At 73.2% G+C, this 16,204-nt stretch carries 12 protein-coding genes; 6 read left to right on the top strand and 6 right to left on the bottom strand.

The genetic code is table 11. The features are described 5' to 3' along the window. Nucleotides 1–216 precede the first annotated feature (216 nt). From sucB to GWK25_RS31380, 3 genes are all read right to left on the bottom strand, one after another. Nucleotides 217–2,016, bottom strand: coding sequence for a 2-oxoglutarate dehydrogenase, E2 component, dihydrolipoamide succinyltransferase (sucB, locus tag GWK25_RS31390; RefSeq protein ID WP_215454809.1), 1,800 nt, complete (start codon nt 2,014–2,016; stop codon nt 217–219). A 61-nt stretch (nt 2,017–2,077) separates the two neighbouring features. Beyond that, on the bottom strand, nt 2,078–3,466 hold the full coding sequence (gene lpdA / locus GWK25_RS31385) for a dihydrolipoyl dehydrogenase (protein WP_215454807.1): 1,389 nt from the start codon (nt 3,464–3,466) through the stop codon (nt 2,078–2,080). 292 nt (nt 3,467–3,758) lie between these two features. Continuing rightward, a complete protein-coding gene (locus GWK25_RS31380) occupies nt 3,759–5,297 on the bottom strand; it encodes a leucyl aminopeptidase (protein WP_215454806.1) in 1,539 nt (512 codons plus the stop codon). 491 nt (nt 5,298–5,788) lie between these two features. On the opposite strand from GWK25_RS31380, the gene GWK25_RS31375 reads away from it, so the two are divergent. The 5 genes from GWK25_RS31375 to GWK25_RS31355 all read left to right on the top strand — a co-directional run bounded on the left by GWK25_RS31375 (nt 5,789) and on the right by GWK25_RS31355 (nt 12,478). Next, nucleotides 5,789–7,822 (top strand): hypothetical protein, encoded by a 2,034-nt coding sequence (locus tag GWK25_RS31375; RefSeq protein ID WP_215454804.1) that lies wholly within the window; start codon nt 5,789–5,791, stop codon nt 7,820–7,822. A gap of 114 nt (nt 7,823–7,936) precedes the next feature. Further along, entirely contained in the window at nt 7,937–9,460 is a 1,524-nt protein-coding gene (gene pelF / locus GWK25_RS31370; protein ID WP_215454801.1) for a GT4 family glycosyltransferase PelF, read from the top strand. Beyond that, the gene (locus GWK25_RS31365) at nt 9,457–10,962 is read left to right on the top strand and encodes a hypothetical protein (RefSeq protein WP_215454799.1); all 1,506 of its coding nucleotides are present in this window, start codon (nt 9,457–9,459) and stop codon (nt 10,960–10,962) included. Before pelF ends, GWK25_RS31365 begins: the two co-directional genes overlap by 4 nt. After that, a complete protein-coding gene (locus tag GWK25_RS31360) occupies nt 10,959–11,672 on the top strand; it encodes a spherulation-specific family 4 protein (protein WP_215454797.1) in 714 nt (237 codons plus the stop codon). Before GWK25_RS31365 ends, GWK25_RS31360 begins: the two co-directional genes overlap by 4 nt. Further along, nucleotides 11,669–12,478 carry an endo alpha-1,4 polygalactosaminidase gene (locus GWK25_RS31355; RefSeq protein ID WP_215454795.1) on the top strand — a complete coding sequence of 270 codons (810 nt, stop codon included), beginning with the start codon at nt 11,669–11,671 and terminating at the stop codon, nt 12,476–12,478. Before GWK25_RS31360 ends, GWK25_RS31355 begins: the two co-directional genes overlap by 4 nt. A gap of 45 nt (nt 12,479–12,523) precedes the next feature. On the opposite strand, the gene GWK25_RS31350 is transcribed toward GWK25_RS31355, so the two are convergent. Next, nucleotides 12,524–13,333 carry an adenosylcobinamide-GDP ribazoletransferase gene (locus GWK25_RS31350; RefSeq protein WP_215454793.1) on the bottom strand — a complete coding sequence of 270 codons (810 nt, stop codon included), beginning with the start codon at nt 13,331–13,333 and terminating at the stop codon, nt 12,524–12,526. A 70-nt stretch (nt 13,334–13,403) separates the two neighbouring features. On the opposite strand from GWK25_RS31350, the gene GWK25_RS31345 reads away from it, so the two are divergent. Then, complete coding sequence (locus GWK25_RS31345; RefSeq protein WP_215454791.1) at nt 13,404–14,159, top strand: hypothetical protein; 756 nt, start codon at nt 13,404–13,406, stop codon at nt 14,157–14,159. Here GWK25_RS31345 and GWK25_RS31340 read toward each other — a convergent pair. Together GWK25_RS31340 and cobT are read right to left on the bottom strand one after the other, a co-directional pair. Next, nucleotides 14,111–14,821 (bottom strand): hypothetical protein, encoded by a 711-nt coding sequence (locus GWK25_RS31340; protein ID WP_215454789.1) that lies wholly within the window; start codon nt 14,819–14,821, stop codon nt 14,111–14,113. The two genes, GWK25_RS31345 and GWK25_RS31340, sit on opposite strands and share 49 nt — an antisense overlap. A 254-nt stretch (nt 14,822–15,075) precedes the next feature. After that, nucleotides 15,076–16,194, bottom strand: a complete 1,119-nt coding sequence (gene cobT / locus GWK25_RS31335) for a nicotinate-nucleotide--dimethylbenzimidazole phosphoribosyltransferase (RefSeq protein ID WP_215454787.1) — start codon at nt 16,192–16,194, stop codon at nt 15,076–15,078. Nucleotides 16,195–16,204: the final 10 nt, after the last annotated feature.

Below are 16,204 nucleotides of genomic sequence, written 5' to 3'. Positions count from 1 at the left end.
CTCTAGACAATAGAGCCGCGGCCGTTCGAGGGAGAGGCGCACGGGGGTGCTTTCGCGCAGGTGAGACGAGACTTACACGCTCCCACCGAGGAGCGGTTTGTAAAGACCCGTACCGGCCAGGCTCAAGGGCCTCATCCGGCGCGCGGCGTGAACACAGCGGTGCCCCGCCCGGAGAACTCCGGACGGGGCACCGTCGTCATGCGTGCACCCAGGGGGCTACAGACCGAGCTCGACCTCGAACTCGCCCGCCTCCAGGATCGCCTTGACGGCCGTCAGGTAACGGGCCGCGTCGGCGCCGTCGACCAGACGGTGGTCGTAGGAGAGGGTCAGGTAGGTCATGTCGCGGACGGCGATGACCGTGCCCTCCTCCGTCTCCAGGACGGCCGGGCGCTTGACCGTGGCGCCGATGCCGAGGATCGCGACCTGGCCCGGCGGCACGATGATCGTGTCGAAGAGCGCGCCGCGCGAACCCGTGTTGGAGATCGTGAAGGTCGCGCCGGACAGCTCGTCGGGCGTGATCTTGTTGGCGCGGACCTTGCCGGCCAGCTCCGCCGTGGCCTTGGCGATACCGGCGATGTTGAGGTCACCGGCGTGCTTGATGACCGGGGTCATCAGGCCCTTCTCGGAGTCCACCGCGATACCGATGTTCTCGGTGTCGAAGTAGGTGATCGTGCCCTCGGCCTCGTTGATCTTGGCGTTGATGGGCGCGTGCGCCTTCAGCGCCTGGGCGGCGGCCTTGACGAAGAACGGCATCGGGGAGAGCTTGACCCCCTCGCGCGCCGCGAACGAGTCCTTCGCGCGGGCGCGCAGCTTCATCAGACGCGTGACGTCGACCTCGACGACCGACGAGAGCTGCGCCTGCTCGTGCAGCGCCTTGACCATGTTGTCGCCGATGACCTTGCGGATGCGCGGCATCTTGACGGTCTGGCCACGGAGGGGGGAGGCCTCCAGCGACGGCGCCTTCTTCGCGGCGGCCTGCGGCGCGGCGGCGGCCGGAGCCGGGGCAGCGGCGGCGGCCTTCGCGGCCTCGGCGGCGGCGATGACGTCCTGCTTGCGGATACGACCGCCCACGCCGGTGCCCTTGACGGAGCCCAGGTCGACACCGTTCTCGGCGGCGAGCTTGCGCACCAGCGGGGTGACGTAGGCGCCCTCGTCGGTGGCCTGGGTGGCGGCGGACGCAGGCGCGGCCGGGGCGGCCGGAGCCGGTGCCGGGGCGGCCGGAGCAGGAGCCGGAGCGGCCGGAGCAGCGGCGGCGGGCGCCGGTGCCGGAGCGGCCGGAGCGGGGGCCGGAGCCGGGGCGGGAGCGGCGGGGGCGGGCGCCGGGGCGGCCGGGGCCGGGGCAGCGGCGGCGGGCGCCGGGGCCGGAGCGGCCGGGGCAGCAGCCGGAGCGGCACCGGGGGCGCCGATGACGGCCAGCTTGGCGCCGACCTCGGCGGTCTCGTCCTCGGCGACCGTGATCTCCAGCAGCACACCCGAGGTGGGCGCCGGGATCTCGGTGTCGACCTTGTCCGTGGAGACCTCGAGCAGCGGCTCGTCGGCCTCGACGGAGTCGCCGACCTCCTTCAGCCAGCGGGTGACGGTGCCCTCGGTGACGGACTCGCCGAGCGCCGGGAGGACCACGTCGGTGCCCTCGGCGGAGCCGCCGCCGGCGGCCGCCTCGGCGGTCGGGGCCGGAGCGGGGGCCTCCTGCTCGGTGGAGGGCTGGGCGGCGGCGGGCTCGGGGGCCGGCGCCGGAGCCTCCTCGGCGGCCGGGGCGGGGGCGGCGGCGGGCGCGCCCGTGCCGTCGTCGATCAGCGCCAGCTCGGCGCCGACCTCGACGGTCTCGTCCTCGGCGACCTTGATGGACGCCAGGATGCCTGCGGCGGGGGAGGGGATCTCGGTGTCGACCTTGTCGGTCGAGACCTCGAGCAGCGGCTCGTCGGCCTCTACGCGCTCACCCTCGGCCTTCAGCCAGCGGGTGACAGTGCCCTCGGTGACGCTCTCGCCGAGCGCCGGAAGGGTTACGGAAACCGCCATGGTTTCTGTTGCTCCTTAACGATTGCGGAAGTCTGGATCGTCGCTTCGTCGACCGAGGGGGTCAGTCGTGCGAGTGCAGCGGCTTGCCCGCGAGGGCCAGGTGGGCCTCGCCGAGCGCCTCGTTCTGCGTCGGGTGGGCGTGGATCAGCTGGGCGACCTCGGCGGGGAGGGCTTCCCAGTTGTAGATCAGCTGGGCCTCGCCCACCTGCTCGCCCATGCGGTCGCCGACCATGTGGACGCCGACCACGGCACCGTCCTTGACCTGGACGAGCTTGATCTCGCCCGAGGTGTTCAGGATCTTGCTCTTGCCGTTGCCCGCGAGGTTGTACTTCAGAGCGACGACCTTGTCCGCGCCGTAGATCTCCTTGGCCTTGGCCTCGGTGATGCCCACGGAGGCGACCTCGGGGTGGCAGTACGTCACCCGCGGGACACCGTCGTAGTCGATCGGAACGGTCTTCAGGCCGGCCAGACGCTCCGCCACCAGGATGCCCTCGGCGAAGCCGACGTGCGCGAGCTGGAGCGTCGGGACCAGGTCACCGACGGCGGAGATGGTCGGGACGTTCGTGCGCATGTACTCGTCGACCAGGACGTAGCCGCGGTCCATGGCGACGCCCTGCTCCTCGTAGCCGAGACCGGCGGAGACCGGGCCACGGCCGACGGCGACGAGCAGGACCTCGGCCTCGAACTCCTTGCCGTCGGCGAGGGTGACCTTGACACCGTCCTGGGTGTACTCGGCCTTCGAGAAGAAGGTGCCCAGGTTGAACTTGATGCCGCGCTTGCGGAAGGCGCGCTCAAGAAGCTTCGAGCTGTTCTCGTCCTCGACGGGGACGAGGTGCTTCAGGCCCTCGATGACGGTGACCTCGGAGCCGAAGGACTTCCACGCGGAGGCGAACTCGACGCCGATGACGCCGCCGCCCAGGATGATCGCGGACTTGGGCACGCGGTCCAGGACGAGGGCGTGGTCCGAGGAGATGATGCGGTTGCCGTCGATCTCCAGGCCCGGCAGCGACTTCGGCATGGAGCCGGTCGCCAGCAGGACGTGACGGCCCTGGACGCGCCGGCCGTTCACGTCGACGGAGGTCGGGGAGGACAGACGGCCCTCACCCTCGATGTAGGTGACCTTGCGGGAGGCGACGAGACCCTGCAGACCCTTGTAGAGGCCGGAGATCACGCCGTCCTTGTACTTGTGCACCCCGGCGATGTCGATGCCCTCGAAGGTGGCCTTCACACCGAACTGCTCGCTCTCGCGGGCCTGGTCGGCGATCTCGCCCGCGTGGAGCAGGGCCTTCGTGGGAATGCATCCCCGGTGCAGGCAGGTGCCGCCGACCTTGTCCTTCTCGATCAGGGCGACGTCCAGGCCCAGCTGAGCCCCGCGCAGGGCCGCGGCGTAACCACCGCTACCACCGCCGAGGATCACTAGGTCGAAAACGGTGCTGGCGTCGTTCGCCACGTCACGTCCTCCATGCATGTGCGCCGTACGCCGGTCGTCCGAGACCCGCGCGGCGGCTGGTGTCCGGCCGCTCTTCTTCGGCCCTGTGGTGGGGGCCCTGTCCTGCCGAGCCCCATCTTCGCACTTGTCGCGGGCGAACGAGACGCCGGGCCGGGGTGTGAGACACCACACGCTCAGATGTGACGGGGGGCCGAGGGGCCGCGCCCCGTCAGGGGCGCGGGGAACTGCGCGACCGGCCACGGCCGGCCCGCAGTCGCCCGCGTCCCTCAGGTGTCGAGCTCTTCGGCGAATGTCACCCCAGGTCGCCGGAGGCAGCCCGCTCCGCCAGCCGCACCAGCGTCCGCACGGCGGTCCCGGTCCCGCCCTTCGGCGTGTACCCGAACGGGCCGCCCTCGTTGAACGCCGGCCCCGCGATGTCCAGGTGCGCCCAGGTGATGCCCTCGCCCACGAACTCCTTCAGGAACAGCCCGGCGACCAGGCCGCCGCCGTACCGCTCGCCCATGTTCGCGATGTCGGCGGTCGGCGAGTCCATGCCCTTGCGCAGGTGGTCCGGCAGCGGCATCGGCCACGCCGGCTCGCCGGACTCCTCGGCGGCCTCGTGCACCGCGGAGCGGAACGCGTCGTCGTTGGCCATGATCCCGAAGGTCCGGTTGCCCAGCGCCAGCATCATCGCCCCGGTCAGCGTCGCCACGTCGACGATCGCGTCCGGCTTGTCCTCGGACGCCTTGGCGAGCGCGTCGGCCAGGACCAGGCGGCCCTCGGCGTCGGTGTTCAGCACCTCCACCGTCTTGCCGCTGTACATGCGCAGCACATCACCCGGGCGGGTGGCGGAGCCGGACGGCATGTTCTCGGCGAGGGCGAGCCAGCCCGTGACGTTGACCTCCAGCCTCAGCCGGGCGGCGGCGACGACCGCGGCGAACACGGCGGCGGCACCGCTCATGTCGCACTTCATCGTCTCGTTGTGCCCGGCGGGCTTGAGGGAGATGCCGCCCGAGTCGTAGGTGATGCCCTTGCCCACGAACGCCAGGTGCTTCTTCGCCTTGGAGCTGGTGTACGACAGCTGCACCAGCCGGGGCGTGGCAGCCGAGCCCGCGCCGACGCCGAGGATGCCGCCGTAGCCGCCCTTGGCGAGCGCCTTCTCGTCGAGGACGGTCACCTTGATGCCGTGCTCCTTGGCCGCGGTCTGCGCGACGGCGGCGAAGGCCTCGGGGTCGAGGTCGTTCGGCGGGGTGTTGATGAGGTCGCGGGCGCGGTTCAGCTCCTCGGTCACCGCGACCGCGCGCTCGACGGCCGCCTTGTGGGCCTTGTCGCGGGGCTTCGCGCCGAGCAGGACGACATCGGCGAGCGGCGCCTTGCCGTTCTTCGCCTTCGCGTCCTTGCCCTGCTCCTTGTATGCGTCGAAGGAGTACGCGCCGAGCAGCGCACCCTCCGCGACGGCGGCCACGGCGGCGGCGTCGGCCACGGGCAGCGCGAACGCCGCCTTCTTCGTGCCGGTCAGGGCGCGGGCCGCGGCACCGGCCGCGCGGCGCAGCGTCTCCGCGTCGAACGAGCCGTCCTTCTCGGGCACCGCGCCCAGGCCCACCGCCACCACGAGCGGCGCCTTGAAGCCGGACGGCGCGGGCAGCTTGGTCACCTCGCCCTCGGCGCCCGCGGCGCCGAGGGTCTCCAGGAGGCCGGCCAGCTTGCCGTCGTACGCCTGGTCCACGGCCTCGGCACCCGGCGCTACGACCAGGTCCCCGGACCGGGATGCAGGGCCCTTCGCGACACCGACCACGAGCGCGTCGACCCGGAGGCCCGACGCGGCGGCGGTGCTGAGAGTGAGAGCAGTCACGGTGGTGAAATCTCGCTTCCGATTGAGTTTCGGTGGCCGAACGGATGGGTCGACGTGCCGGGAACGAGCCTAGGCCCTTGTTCGGCCCATCGGACCTGGAGCGTCGGCCGGTTGCGCCGGGCCGTCCCTTTGGCGTCCGCTGCGACCAGCCTCCCCGACTTTGCCTCCCGGACGTGCAGGGAGATCCCCATGGCTGAGGGATAGGGGGATCCCTTATCGCGACAGCGCGGGGCGCGCGTCCATGGTCCTCGCGCGTGGTGCCGACGGTCTTCGCGCGTAGCGTCGGAGAGCGATTTCGATCATCCCTGCGGGCGTTCACCCCTATGTGGCTTCATGGTCATTTTCGTGCCCTCATGTGGCCTGACCTGGGTGAGACTCGTCCCGCCGGCGAGTGATCAACTCATCTCATCGGTCTGCATCGTTTCCACAGCTTCCCCTCGGTGCGGCCGTTCAGTCCGGCCCCGGGGGAACCTCTCGGGGAAAGGGCGAACATGGCGCACAGCGTGGCCGGATGGAGAGGTGCCGGAGCCTTCGTGGCGACGACGAGCCTGCTGGTGGCGGGCCTCGGCATACCGGGAGCGTCGGCCGCCGCCGCACCGCGTGTCGACCTGCGGGTGCTGGTGGTGGACAACGGCGACAGCCCCGTCCAGGCCATCACCGCCGAACTGAGGAGCACCGGCGTCCCGTACACCCGCGTGAACCTGAACGACGCGAACCGCCCGACCATCGACGCGGCCTTCCTGAGCGACACCGCAGGCGGCACCCCGCGCGCCCGCTACCAGGGCGTGGTCCTGCCCGACGAGGCCCCGTTCGGCCCGGGTTCGGCCGAGCAGACCGCCCTGGAGACCTACGAGCGGACGTACGGCATCCCGCAGGTCGACGCCTACACCTGGGCCCACCCCGGGGTCGGCCTCGATCACACCAGCGAGGGCGGCTGGGCCGGCTCCCTCGACGGCCGCGAGGCCACGGTGACCGACGCCGGACGGGCCGGCCGCTTCGGCTATCTCGACGGGCGGTTCACCTTCGAGGACAACTCCCCCTCCACGCAGGAGAGTTACGGCTTCGTCGCCCGGCCCCGCACCGGCTACACCAGCTATGTCGACCTCCCGGTGCCCGGCGGCAGCGGCCGGGGCAGCCTGGTCGGCGAGTACGCCCACGACGGGCGCCGCGAGCTGGTGGTCACGTTCGCCTACAACCAGCACCAGCGGCAGTTCCGGGTACTGGCCCGGGGCATCGTCGAGTGGCTGACGGACGGCGTGCACCTCGGCCGGAGCCGGAACTACTTCGGCGTCCACATCGACGACGTCTTCGCACCCGACAGCCGCTGGGACACCGAGAACAACTGCACGCCCGGCAGCTTCAACTGCGGCGACGGGGAGGGCGCGCAGGCCGAGCCCATCCGGATGACGGCCGCCGACGCGGAGTACGCCGAGCAGTGGCAGCGGTCCAGCGGCTTCACCCTCGACATGGTCTACAACGGCGGCAGCGGCGAGGAGTGGAAGGCGGCGAACGGCGGCACGGACGCCCTCGCCGACCGGCTGATCGCAGACAGAGCCGCTTACCGCTGGATCAACCACACCTACACCCACCAGTACCTCGGCTGCCTCCAGGACACCTCGACCGTCCCGTGGAGCTGCGCGAAGAACGCGGACGGCACCACCCGCTACCTGAGCCGCGCCGGCATCGCCGCGCAGATCCGCGACAACCACGCCTGGGCCGTCGCGCGCGGACTGCCCGTGCGGCGCGACGAACTGGTGACCGGTGAACACTCGGGTCTGCGGACACTGCCGCAACAGCCGGACGACAACCCGAACCTCGCGGGCGCCCTCGCCGACAACGGTGTCACGTGGATCGCCTCCGACAACTCCCGCGAACCGGCCCAGCGCCCGGTCGGCGCCGCGCTGACCGTGCCGCGCCACCCGATGAACGTCTACTACAACGTCGGCACGGCCGCGGAGATGGTCGACGAGTACAACTGGGTCTACACCTCGGCGGCCGACGGCGGCAGTGGCGTCTGCGAGAACGAGGCCACCTCCACCTGCCTGGCCGCCCCGCTGGACCCGGCCACCGGGTACACGTCGCACATCGTCCCGCAGGAGGTCCGCACGGCCCTGCTGCACGCCGTCGGCAACGATCCGCGACCGCACTACGCCCACCAGTCCAACCTGGCCGAGGAGCGGCTGCTCTACCCGGTCCTGGACCGGGTGCTCGCCGACTACCGGGCGCTCTTCGCCGCCGACACCCCGCTGGAGAACCCCCGGCACAGCGCGGTCGGCACCGAGCTGAGGCGCCGGGCCGCCTGGCAGACCGCGGTCGCGAACGGCACGGTCACGGCGTACCGGACCGGCACGACGGTGACGGTGACGGCGCCCAAGGGGACGGAGATCCCGGTGACCGCCCCGAAGGGGACCGTGCAGCAACTACCGCTGGGGACCACGACGTTCGGGACCCCGTACGCGGGCGCCCGCTCGGCCTGGACGACGCCCGCGACACTGCAGTCAGCTCTGAAACTGAAGCTGCCGTAGAGCGCCCCGAAGGGGCGCGGGGAACTGCGCGACCAGCCCATGGCGACCCGCGGTCGCGGTCCGGGCAGCAGTTCCCCGCACATCATCCGAACAAGCAGGGGGAGCAGCGCAGCCATGCGTACCGGCAGTCATGTCACCATGCTCACCGAAGGCACCTATCCGCATGCCCACGGCGGGGTCAGCACCTGGTGCGACCAGCTCGTCAGAGGCATGCCCGACGTCGAGTTCCACCTCGTGTCGCTCACCGGAACCGGCCGCGAACCCGTGACCTGGGACCTGCCGCCGAACGTGTACCGGCACACCTCCGTACCGACCTGGGGCCCGCGCCCCGGCCGCGCCCGCGCCCCGTACGGCGCGGCCCGCCGCCGCTTCACCGACTCCTACGAGCGGCTGCTGCTCTCCGTCCTCGACCCCGACGCGCCCCGGGGCTTCGAGGAGGCCCTCCACGAGCTGGCCCGACTCGCCCGCGAGGGACGCCTGTCGGCGGCCCTGCGCACCGAGTCCGCGCTCCGCTCGCTGATGTGGATCTGGACGATGCCCCACCTCCCGACGGCCGCCGCGCACCCCACGGTCCACGACGCGCTCACCGCGACCGACCTGCTGGAACACTCCCTGCGGCCGCTCGGCGCCCGGATCCCCGAGGACTGTGTGGCCCACGCCGTCAGCGGCGGCCTCGCCACCCTGCCCGCGCTCGCCGCCCGCGCGCTGGACGGCGTACCGTTCCTCCTCACCGAGCACGGCATCTACCTGCGCGAGCGCTACCTGGGCCAGCACGCCGCCGATCAGCGCTGGCCCGTGAAGGCCTTCATGCTCGGCTTCCACCGCGAGCTGACCAGGGCCGGCTACCGCGCCGCCGACCTCATCACCCCCTGCAACCGGTACAACCGCCGCTGGGAGGAGCGCGGCGGCGCCGACACCGACCGGATCCGCACGGTCTACAACGGCGTCGACCCGGCCGCCTTCCCGCACGCCGGTCCCGAACCCGAGGTGCCCACCCTCACCTGGTGCGGACGCGTCGACCCCATCAAGGACCTGGAGACGCTGCTGCACGCGTACGCCCTGGTCCGCGCCGAACTCCCCGGGACCAGACTGCGGCTGTTCGGGCCCGTGCCGCCCGGCGGCGAGGAGTACCGCACCGAGCTGGAGAAACTCGCCGCCGAACTGGGCGTCACCGACGGGCTCACCTTCGAGGGCCGCATCAGCGAGGTGTGGCGGGCCTACGCCGCCGGACACGTCGTCATGCTGTCCTCGATCTCGGAGGGCTTTCCGTACTCCCTCATCGAGGCCATGTCCTGCGGCCGTACGACCGTGTCGACCGATGTCGGAGGGGTCCGCGAGGCGGTCGGCGACACCGGGATCGTCGTACCGCCCCGCGAGCCGGAGACCATGGCCGACGCCGCGCTCGCCCTGCTCCGCGACGACGAACGCCGACGCGGCCTCGGTGAGTCGGCGCGGCGGCGGGTGATCGACCGGTTCACCCTGCGCCGGTCCGTGGACGCCTTCCGCATGATCTATCAGGAACTCGCGGGCCGGGACGACATCGTGTACGCGCCCGCGCCCGCCACGGTCGCCGACTGGACCGCCGAACTGCGCGACCCCTGGTACCGGACCGGCACGACGGACGGAACCGACCGATGAGCGGCCGCCCGACCCCGCCGCCCCCGGGCGCACGGCCCGCCCCGCTCCCCGCCGTCCCCCGGCCGCGCCGCCCGCGCCGGGCCGAGCCCGATCCCATCGACCGACTGGCCGAGCGGCACCGGGAGTTCATCGCCGCCGCCGTCCACCCGGACGAGATCGCCGCCCTGCTGGAGTCCGACGGCATCTCGGACGCCCGGACCCGCGCACGCTACGGCTGCCGCAACTCCTTCGCCCTCGCCGAGGAGCTGTTCGAACGCGTCGAGCGCGCCCACCCCGAACCGGCCGGACCCGCGCACGACCCCTGGCGGATCGGCCTGCTCGGCTGCCTCCTGCGGGGCGTCGTCTTCGCCCTCCCCGGTCTCGCCTACGTCCTCGGCGCGCCCCTCCTCGCCGGCCCCCGCGACGGCTCCGGTCTGCCCGCCGGCACGGTCCCGCTGCTGGCCGGCGCCCTGTGCGGCTGGATGTGGAACCAGGGACTCGCCCACCGGGCCTACTCCTGGCTGACCCTGGGCGACCGCGCCGCCTGCCGCCGCTCCCTGGCCCGCGGGGCCCCGGCGGGCGCCCTGCTCTGCACGGCGGTCGCCTGCCTGGCGGCCGACGGCGACCCGGGCGCGGTGGCCTTCGCCGCCGGCGAGGCCTGCTACCTGGGCGCCGCGACCGTCCTGCTGGTCCTGGGCCGCGAACGGGCCCTGCTGCACTGCCTGTTGCCCATGACCGCGGGGGCGCTGGTCGCCCTGGTCCGGCCGGTGCCCGACTGGGCCGGACTCACCCTGCTGACCGCCTCCCTGGTGACGGTCGTGCTCCTCGCCCTCCACGAGGTGGCACCCGCCCTGCGCGAGCGCGGCGCCGCAGACCGTCGGCGCCGACCCGCCGCCCTCCTCGGCACGCCCGGCGGGGCCCCCGGGCAGGGCCTCGCGGCGCCCCGGCTCTCCGCCTCCCTCCCGTACGCCGTCTTCGGCCTCGGCACCGGAGTGCTGGTGCTCCATGCGACGCTCGGGGAGGTCGTCGCCCACGGGGGCGGCACGGCCGCCGCACCCGCTGCCGTGGCCCTCACCCTCAGCATGGGCCCCGCCGAATGGCTGCTGTACCGCTTCCGCAGCGAGGGCCTCGCCGGACTGCGCTCCACCAGCACACCGGGCGCCTTCTGGCGGGCCACCGCCGTGACCGTGGTCCAGTGCCTGGCGGGCTACCTCGCCACCCTGCTGGTCCTGGCCCACGCCACCGCAGCGCTGTGGCCCGCGGCCCCGGACCTCGACGGCGTCCATCTCGCCGGCCTGCTCCTGCTGGGCGCGGTGCTCTGGACCGGCCTGCTGCTGCAGTCCTTCGGCGCGGTCCCGGGCGCCGCCGCCGTCTGCTGCGCCGCGGCCGCCGCCCAGACCCTCGCCCTGGCGACCCACCCGGGCGACCCGCACGGGATCGGCCTGCTGGTGCACGGCATCGCCGCCGCGCTCCAGGCGGGCCTGGTCTGCGGCCTGTTGGGGAGGGCGACGGCGCACCGATGACCGCACACGCAGCGGCGCGCCCGGCGACCGGCCGCGCCTCCCACCCCTCGCTCCCCTCCCTCTTGGTTCCCTACTACGAGCACCCCTGCGACCGCCCCGCCGAATGGCACGCCGTCGTCGACGCCGCGCCCCGCCTCTACGGCGTCGTCCTCAACCCGGCGAACGGCCCGGGCGACACCCCCGACCCGGCGTTCATCCGGGTCGCGGGCCGGCTTCGGGCGGCCGGCGTACGGCTCCTGGGGTACGCCGCCACCGACTACGGCCGCCGACCCGTCACCGATGTCGTACGGGAGCTGATCCGCTACCACGCCTGGTACGGCACCGACGGGGCGTTCCTCGACCAAGTGGCCTCCGAACCGGGCGAGTTCGACCACTACCGACGGCTCGCCGCGGCCGTCTGGGGCGCCGGTGCCGACACCCTCGCCCTCAACCCCGGCACCCCGCCGCACCCCGCGTACGCCCGGATCGCCGACCTCGTCGTCACCTTCGAGGGCAGCTGGGAGACGTACCGGGACCTGCCGTCCGAGCCCTGGCCCGGCGGCAGCGGGGGGCTCGGGGCGCGGGTGTGCCATCTGGTGCACGGGGTGCCGCCGGGCACCGACGTCGCGGGTGTCGCCCGCGCTCGGGGCGCCTCCGTGCACTGCGCGGTGCCCGGGGTGGGAGATCATCCCTGGGGTACGTTGCCGCACGCCTTGGAGCCCCCACGATGAGCAGTGTCCTCGCCCGCAGCGCCCTGCTGCCCCTCCTCCTGCTGGTGGCGGGGTGCACGAGCGCCTCCGACGACCGGCCGGGCACCGGACGCGCGACGGGCGAGAGCGCCCGCTGGCGACCCGAGCCGGGCACCGAGTGGCAGTGGCAGCTCAGCGGGCGCCTGGACACCTCCGTCGACGTCCCCGTGTACGACATCGACGGCTTCGACCAGTCGGCCGACACCGTCGCCGAGCTGCACGACGACGGCCGCAAGGTCATCTGCTACCTCTCCACCGGGGCCTGGGAGGACTGGCGCCCGGACGCCGACGACTTCCCGAAGGCGGTGATAGGCAAGGGCAACGGCTGGAAGGGCGAACGCTGGCTCGACATCCGCGCCACCGACGTCCTCGAACCGCTGATGGCCGCCCGTATCGACATGTGCGCGGAGAAGGGCTTCGACGCGGTCGAGCCCGACAACATGGACGGCTACCGCAACGACACCGGCTTCCCCCTCACGGCCGCCGACCAGCTCCGCTACAACCGCCTCGTCGCCCGCCTCGCCCACGAACGGGGCCTCGCGGTCGGCTTGAAGAACGACCTCGACCAGATACCCGAACTCGTCGACGACTTCGACTTCGCGGTCAACGAACAGTGCGCCCAGTTCGACGAGTGCGAGGACCTCACCCCGTTCATCGAGGCGGGCAAGGCCGTCTTCCACGTCGAGTACGAGATGGAGACGGGCGACTTCTGCCCCGAGGCCCGCCGTCTGGAGCTGAGCTCGCTGTTGAAGAAGTGGGAGCTGGGGGTGTGGCGGGAGGCCTGCTGACCCGGGGGAGAGGACAGGCGGCCCGGGGGAGGGGGCGGGGCGGGCTCAGCCGAGGGTGAGGACCACCAGCGCCGCCGTCGCCGCCGTCTCGGCGAGACCGCCGAACACATCACCGGTGACGCCCCCGAACCGCCGGACGCAAGTCCGCAGGAGCACCTCGGCGGCCGCACCGGCGACGACGACCGCGAGGACCGTACGTCCGATGTCGTACGGCCCGAGCAACGCGCCCGTGCCCGCCGCCACGCACCCGGTCAGGGCGGCCACCAGCAGCGCGCCGCGCACCGGCACCACCCCGGCCACCGCCGCCCCCAGCCCCTCCGGCCGGGCGGCGGGCACCCCGGCCCGCGCGGCCAGGGTCAGGGCCAGTCGGGCGGCGGTCGCGCCGACCACCGTCGCGAGGGCGCCCAGCGCCCAGGACTCGCCGTACGCCTCGGCGAGCGCGGCGACCTGGGCCAGCAGGACGAGGACGAGGGTGACGACACCGAAGGGCCCGATGTCCGACTGCTTCATGATCCGCAGGGCGTCCTCGGCGGGCCTGCCGCTGCCGAGGCCGTCGGCGGTGTCGGCGAGTCCGTCCAGGTGCAGGCCCCGGGTGAGGGCGGCCGGCACGGCGACGCAGGCCACGGCGGCGAGCAGCGGTCCGGCCCCCAGGAACAGCAGCAGGCCGCCGAGCAGGGCCGCGCTCAGGCCGACGACCAGCCCGGCGACGGGCGCGCACAGCATCCCGGCGCGCGCCGCCTCACGGTCCCAGCGGCGCACGGTCACCGGCAGCACGGTCAGGGTGCCGAAGGCGAACCGCAGGCCGTCGGCGAGCGTCGGACGGGAGGGAACAGGGGGCTCGGGGGTCGTGGACACCGGCGCAGGCTACCCGTCGCGGCGGACGGGCTCGGCGGCGCCCAGGTGCATAACTGGATAAAGTTCGCATATGGATCACTGGTGGGAACGGAACGTCATCGAACCAGGCAAACTGCCGCTGCTGCTCGCGCTCGCCGCGTTCATCCTGACGTTCCTGATCACCCGGGTCGTCACCCGGCTCATCCGCGCCGGCAAGGGACCGTTCCGCAACATCAGCGGCAGCGGCGGCGTCCACATCCACCACGTCGTCCCCGGAGTCGTGCTCACCGTCGCCGGCGGCTTCGGCGCGGTGGCCAGCGACGGGCACGGCTTCGGCGCGCTGATCTCCGCCGTGCTGTTCGGCATGGGCGCGGGGCTGGTGCTGGACGAGTTCGCGCTGATCCTGCACCTCGACGACGTGTACTGGAGCGAGGCCGGCCGCAAGAGCGTCGAGATGGTCGTACTGACGGCGGCCCTGGTGGGGCTGATGCTGGTCGGCTTCCTGCCCTTCGGCGTCAACGACCTCAGCGAGGAGGAACTCCAGGACCGGGGAGCCGTCCTGGTCAGCATGGGGACGAACTTCCTCGTCGCCCTGATCGCCCTCGCCAAGGGCAAGGTCCGCACCGCGATCTTCGGCGTGATCATCCCGATCGTCGCCGTCGTCGGAGCCGTTCGGCTGGCCCGCCCCACCTCCGCATGGGCCCGCCGCTTCTACCGCCGCAGACCGCGCGCCCGCGCCCGCGCCTGGAAGCGCGCCTACCGCCACGACCGCCGCTGGGCGATCCCCAGCCGCCGGCTTCAGGACTGGATCGGCGGCACCCCGGACGCGACCCCCGAGCGCCACTGACGGACGGCCTGCGCGGCGCACACCACCAGCACCGCCGCGATGGCCGCCAGATGCTCCTTGCCCGCGAGGTTCTCCTTCACCAGCACCTCGACGGCCATCGCCACGATCACCGCGCCCGCCGTGATGTATGCCCGGTACCGCCAGCCCACGTACACGGCGAGCCCGACCACGGCCGCCGACGGGCCGGTGTCCACGACCCGCGCGTCCGACGCGGGCAGCCCCAGCAGGGGCACGTCCGGACCGAGCGCGACGCCCACACGCGCGTACAGCGTGCCGGCCAGCGTGGCCAGGTACGCGACCGCGAGGGTCCGCCGCCGTCCCAGACAGATCTCCGCGATGCCGAACACGATCAGGATCTGCGCCAGCGCGCCCCACACCGGCAGGTCCAGCGCCGGTACGAACAGGGAGAGCGGGGTGCGGGCCAGGGCCGTCCACAGCGGGTCCTCCGCCCGTACGGCACCGGCGTTCTCGACGAACCGGTGGCCCCAGGACTGCTGGTGCGTGACGTGGACGACGGCCGCGAGACAGACGGCCGTGACTGTCATCGGGACAGCCCGCAGCCACCGCTGCGCGAGGGGCGGGCGCACGGTGGCGTACAGGAGCCCGCACTCGGCGCGGGCCCATCCGGCGGCCCTGCCCGTACGCGTCTGCTTCGTCCTCACGCCGTCAGAAGACGGGACGGGGGAGTGTGAAGTTGAGCGGGGCCGGAGTGATGCCGATCTCGCCGGTTTCCTGTGGGGTGCGTTGTCGGGTGCGGGTCGGTGGGGGCTTCTCGCGCAGGTCCCCGCGCCCTGAAAGACCAGGCCCTGCGGGCCTGAAAAGCATGGGGCGCAGCCCCTGCTTTTCAGGGGCGCGGGGAACTGCGCGAGAAGCCCCCACCGGAGCCGCACCCGACAGCGCACCCCGGGGCCGCCCCCTAAGTCGCGTCGTACTCCTCCGCGACGTTCTTCTCCTCCGCCGTCTTCTCCGGCTCCGCCCCCACCCCGTCGGCCTCCCGCTCCGGCAGCTCCGCCGCCAAGGCCGCCGCGGCCCGCACCAGCGGCAGCGCCAGCAGCGCGCCCGCGCCCTCGCCGACCTTCACTCCGTGGTCGAGCAGCGGCTCGACGGCCATCCGGTCCAGCGCCTTGGCCTGCGCCGGCTCCCCGCTGCCCTGCCCGGCCAGCCACCAGTCCGGCGCCCGGAACGCAACCCGCTGGGCGACCAGCGCGCACGCCGCCGACACCACCCCGTCCAGGATCACCGGCGTCTTGCGCACCGCGCTCTGCAGCAGGAACCCGGTCATGGCGGCGAGATCCGCCCCACCCACGGTCGCCAGCAACTGCAACTGGTCCCCGAGCACCGGCCGGGCCCGCCGCAGGGAGTCCCGTACGGCCGCGCACTTGCGCATCCAGGCCAGATCGTCGATCGCCCGACCGCCGCGCCCGGTCACGACGGACGCGTCGGTCCCGCACAGCCCGGCGACGAGGACCGCCGCCGCCGTGGTCCCCCCGACACTCACGTCACCGAGGACGACGAGGTCGGTCCCGGAGTCCGCCTCCTCGTCCGCGAGGGCGACGCCCACCCGGAACGCGGCCTCCGCCTCCTCCATCGTCAGCGCGTCCTCGACGTCGATCCGCCCGGACCCGCGCCGCACCCGATGCCGTACGACCTCGGCGGGCAACGCCTCCGGGTCGCAGTCGAGCGCGAGGTCGACCACGCGAACGGGTACACCGAGCTGCCGGGCCAGCACCGCCACCGGGCTGCTCCCGTCAAGGACGCCCCGCACCAGCTCCACCGCCGTGCCCGCGGCCCGCGCGGAGACGCCGAGTTCGGCGATCCCGTGGTCGCCCGCGAACAGCAGCACCCGGGGCTGTTCGATCGGCCGCACCGGCACGGCCGACTGCGCCGCCGCCAGCCACTCACCCAGTTCGTCGAGGCGGCCCAGCGCCCCGGGCGGCACGATCTGCCTCTCCCGACGCGCCTCGGCGTCGCGGCGCACCCCACCGTCGGGGCGCTCGATCAGATCGGTGAAGTCGTCGAGATTAAGCGAGCTCATTCGCCGAACA

Origin of the sequence: Streptomyces sp. ATCC 21386 (genome assembly GCF_018728545.1) — a bacterium.
Taxonomy (GTDB): Bacteria; Actinomycetota; Actinomycetes; order Streptomycetales; family Streptomycetaceae; genus Streptomyces.
The sequence above is the reverse complement of the archived record's forward strand: the minus strand, read 5'-3'. Positions and strand labels throughout refer to the sequence as shown.

Excerpts from the sequence above, each read along its gene's own strand:
- sucB (WP_215454809.1), bottom strand. The coding sequence starts at position 2,016 with ATGGCGGTTTCCGTAACCCTTCCGGCGCTCGGCGAGAGCGTCACCGAG.
- GWK25_RS31375 (WP_215454804.1), top strand. The coding sequence starts at position 5,789 with ATGGCGCACAGCGTGGCCGGATGGAGAGGTGCCGGAGCCTTCGTGGCG.
- pelF (WP_215454801.1), top strand. The coding sequence starts at position 7,937 with ATGCGTACCGGCAGTCATGTCACCATGCTCACCGAAGGCACCTATCCG.
- GWK25_RS31365 (WP_215454799.1), top strand. The coding sequence starts at position 9,457 with ATGAGCGGCCGCCCGACCCCGCCGCCCCCGGGCGCACGGCCCGCCCCG.
- GWK25_RS31360 (WP_215454797.1), top strand. The coding sequence starts at position 10,959 with ATGACCGCACACGCAGCGGCGCGCCCGGCGACCGGCCGCGCCTCCCAC.
- GWK25_RS31355 (WP_215454795.1), top strand. The coding sequence starts at position 11,669 with ATGAGCAGTGTCCTCGCCCGCAGCGCCCTGCTGCCCCTCCTCCTGCTG.
- GWK25_RS31345 (WP_215454791.1), top strand. The coding sequence starts at position 13,404 with ATGGATCACTGGTGGGAACGGAACGTCATCGAACCAGGCAAACTGCCG.
- cobT (WP_215454787.1), bottom strand. The coding sequence starts at position 16,194 with ATGAGCTCGCTTAATCTCGACGACTTCACCGATCTGATCGAGCGCCCC.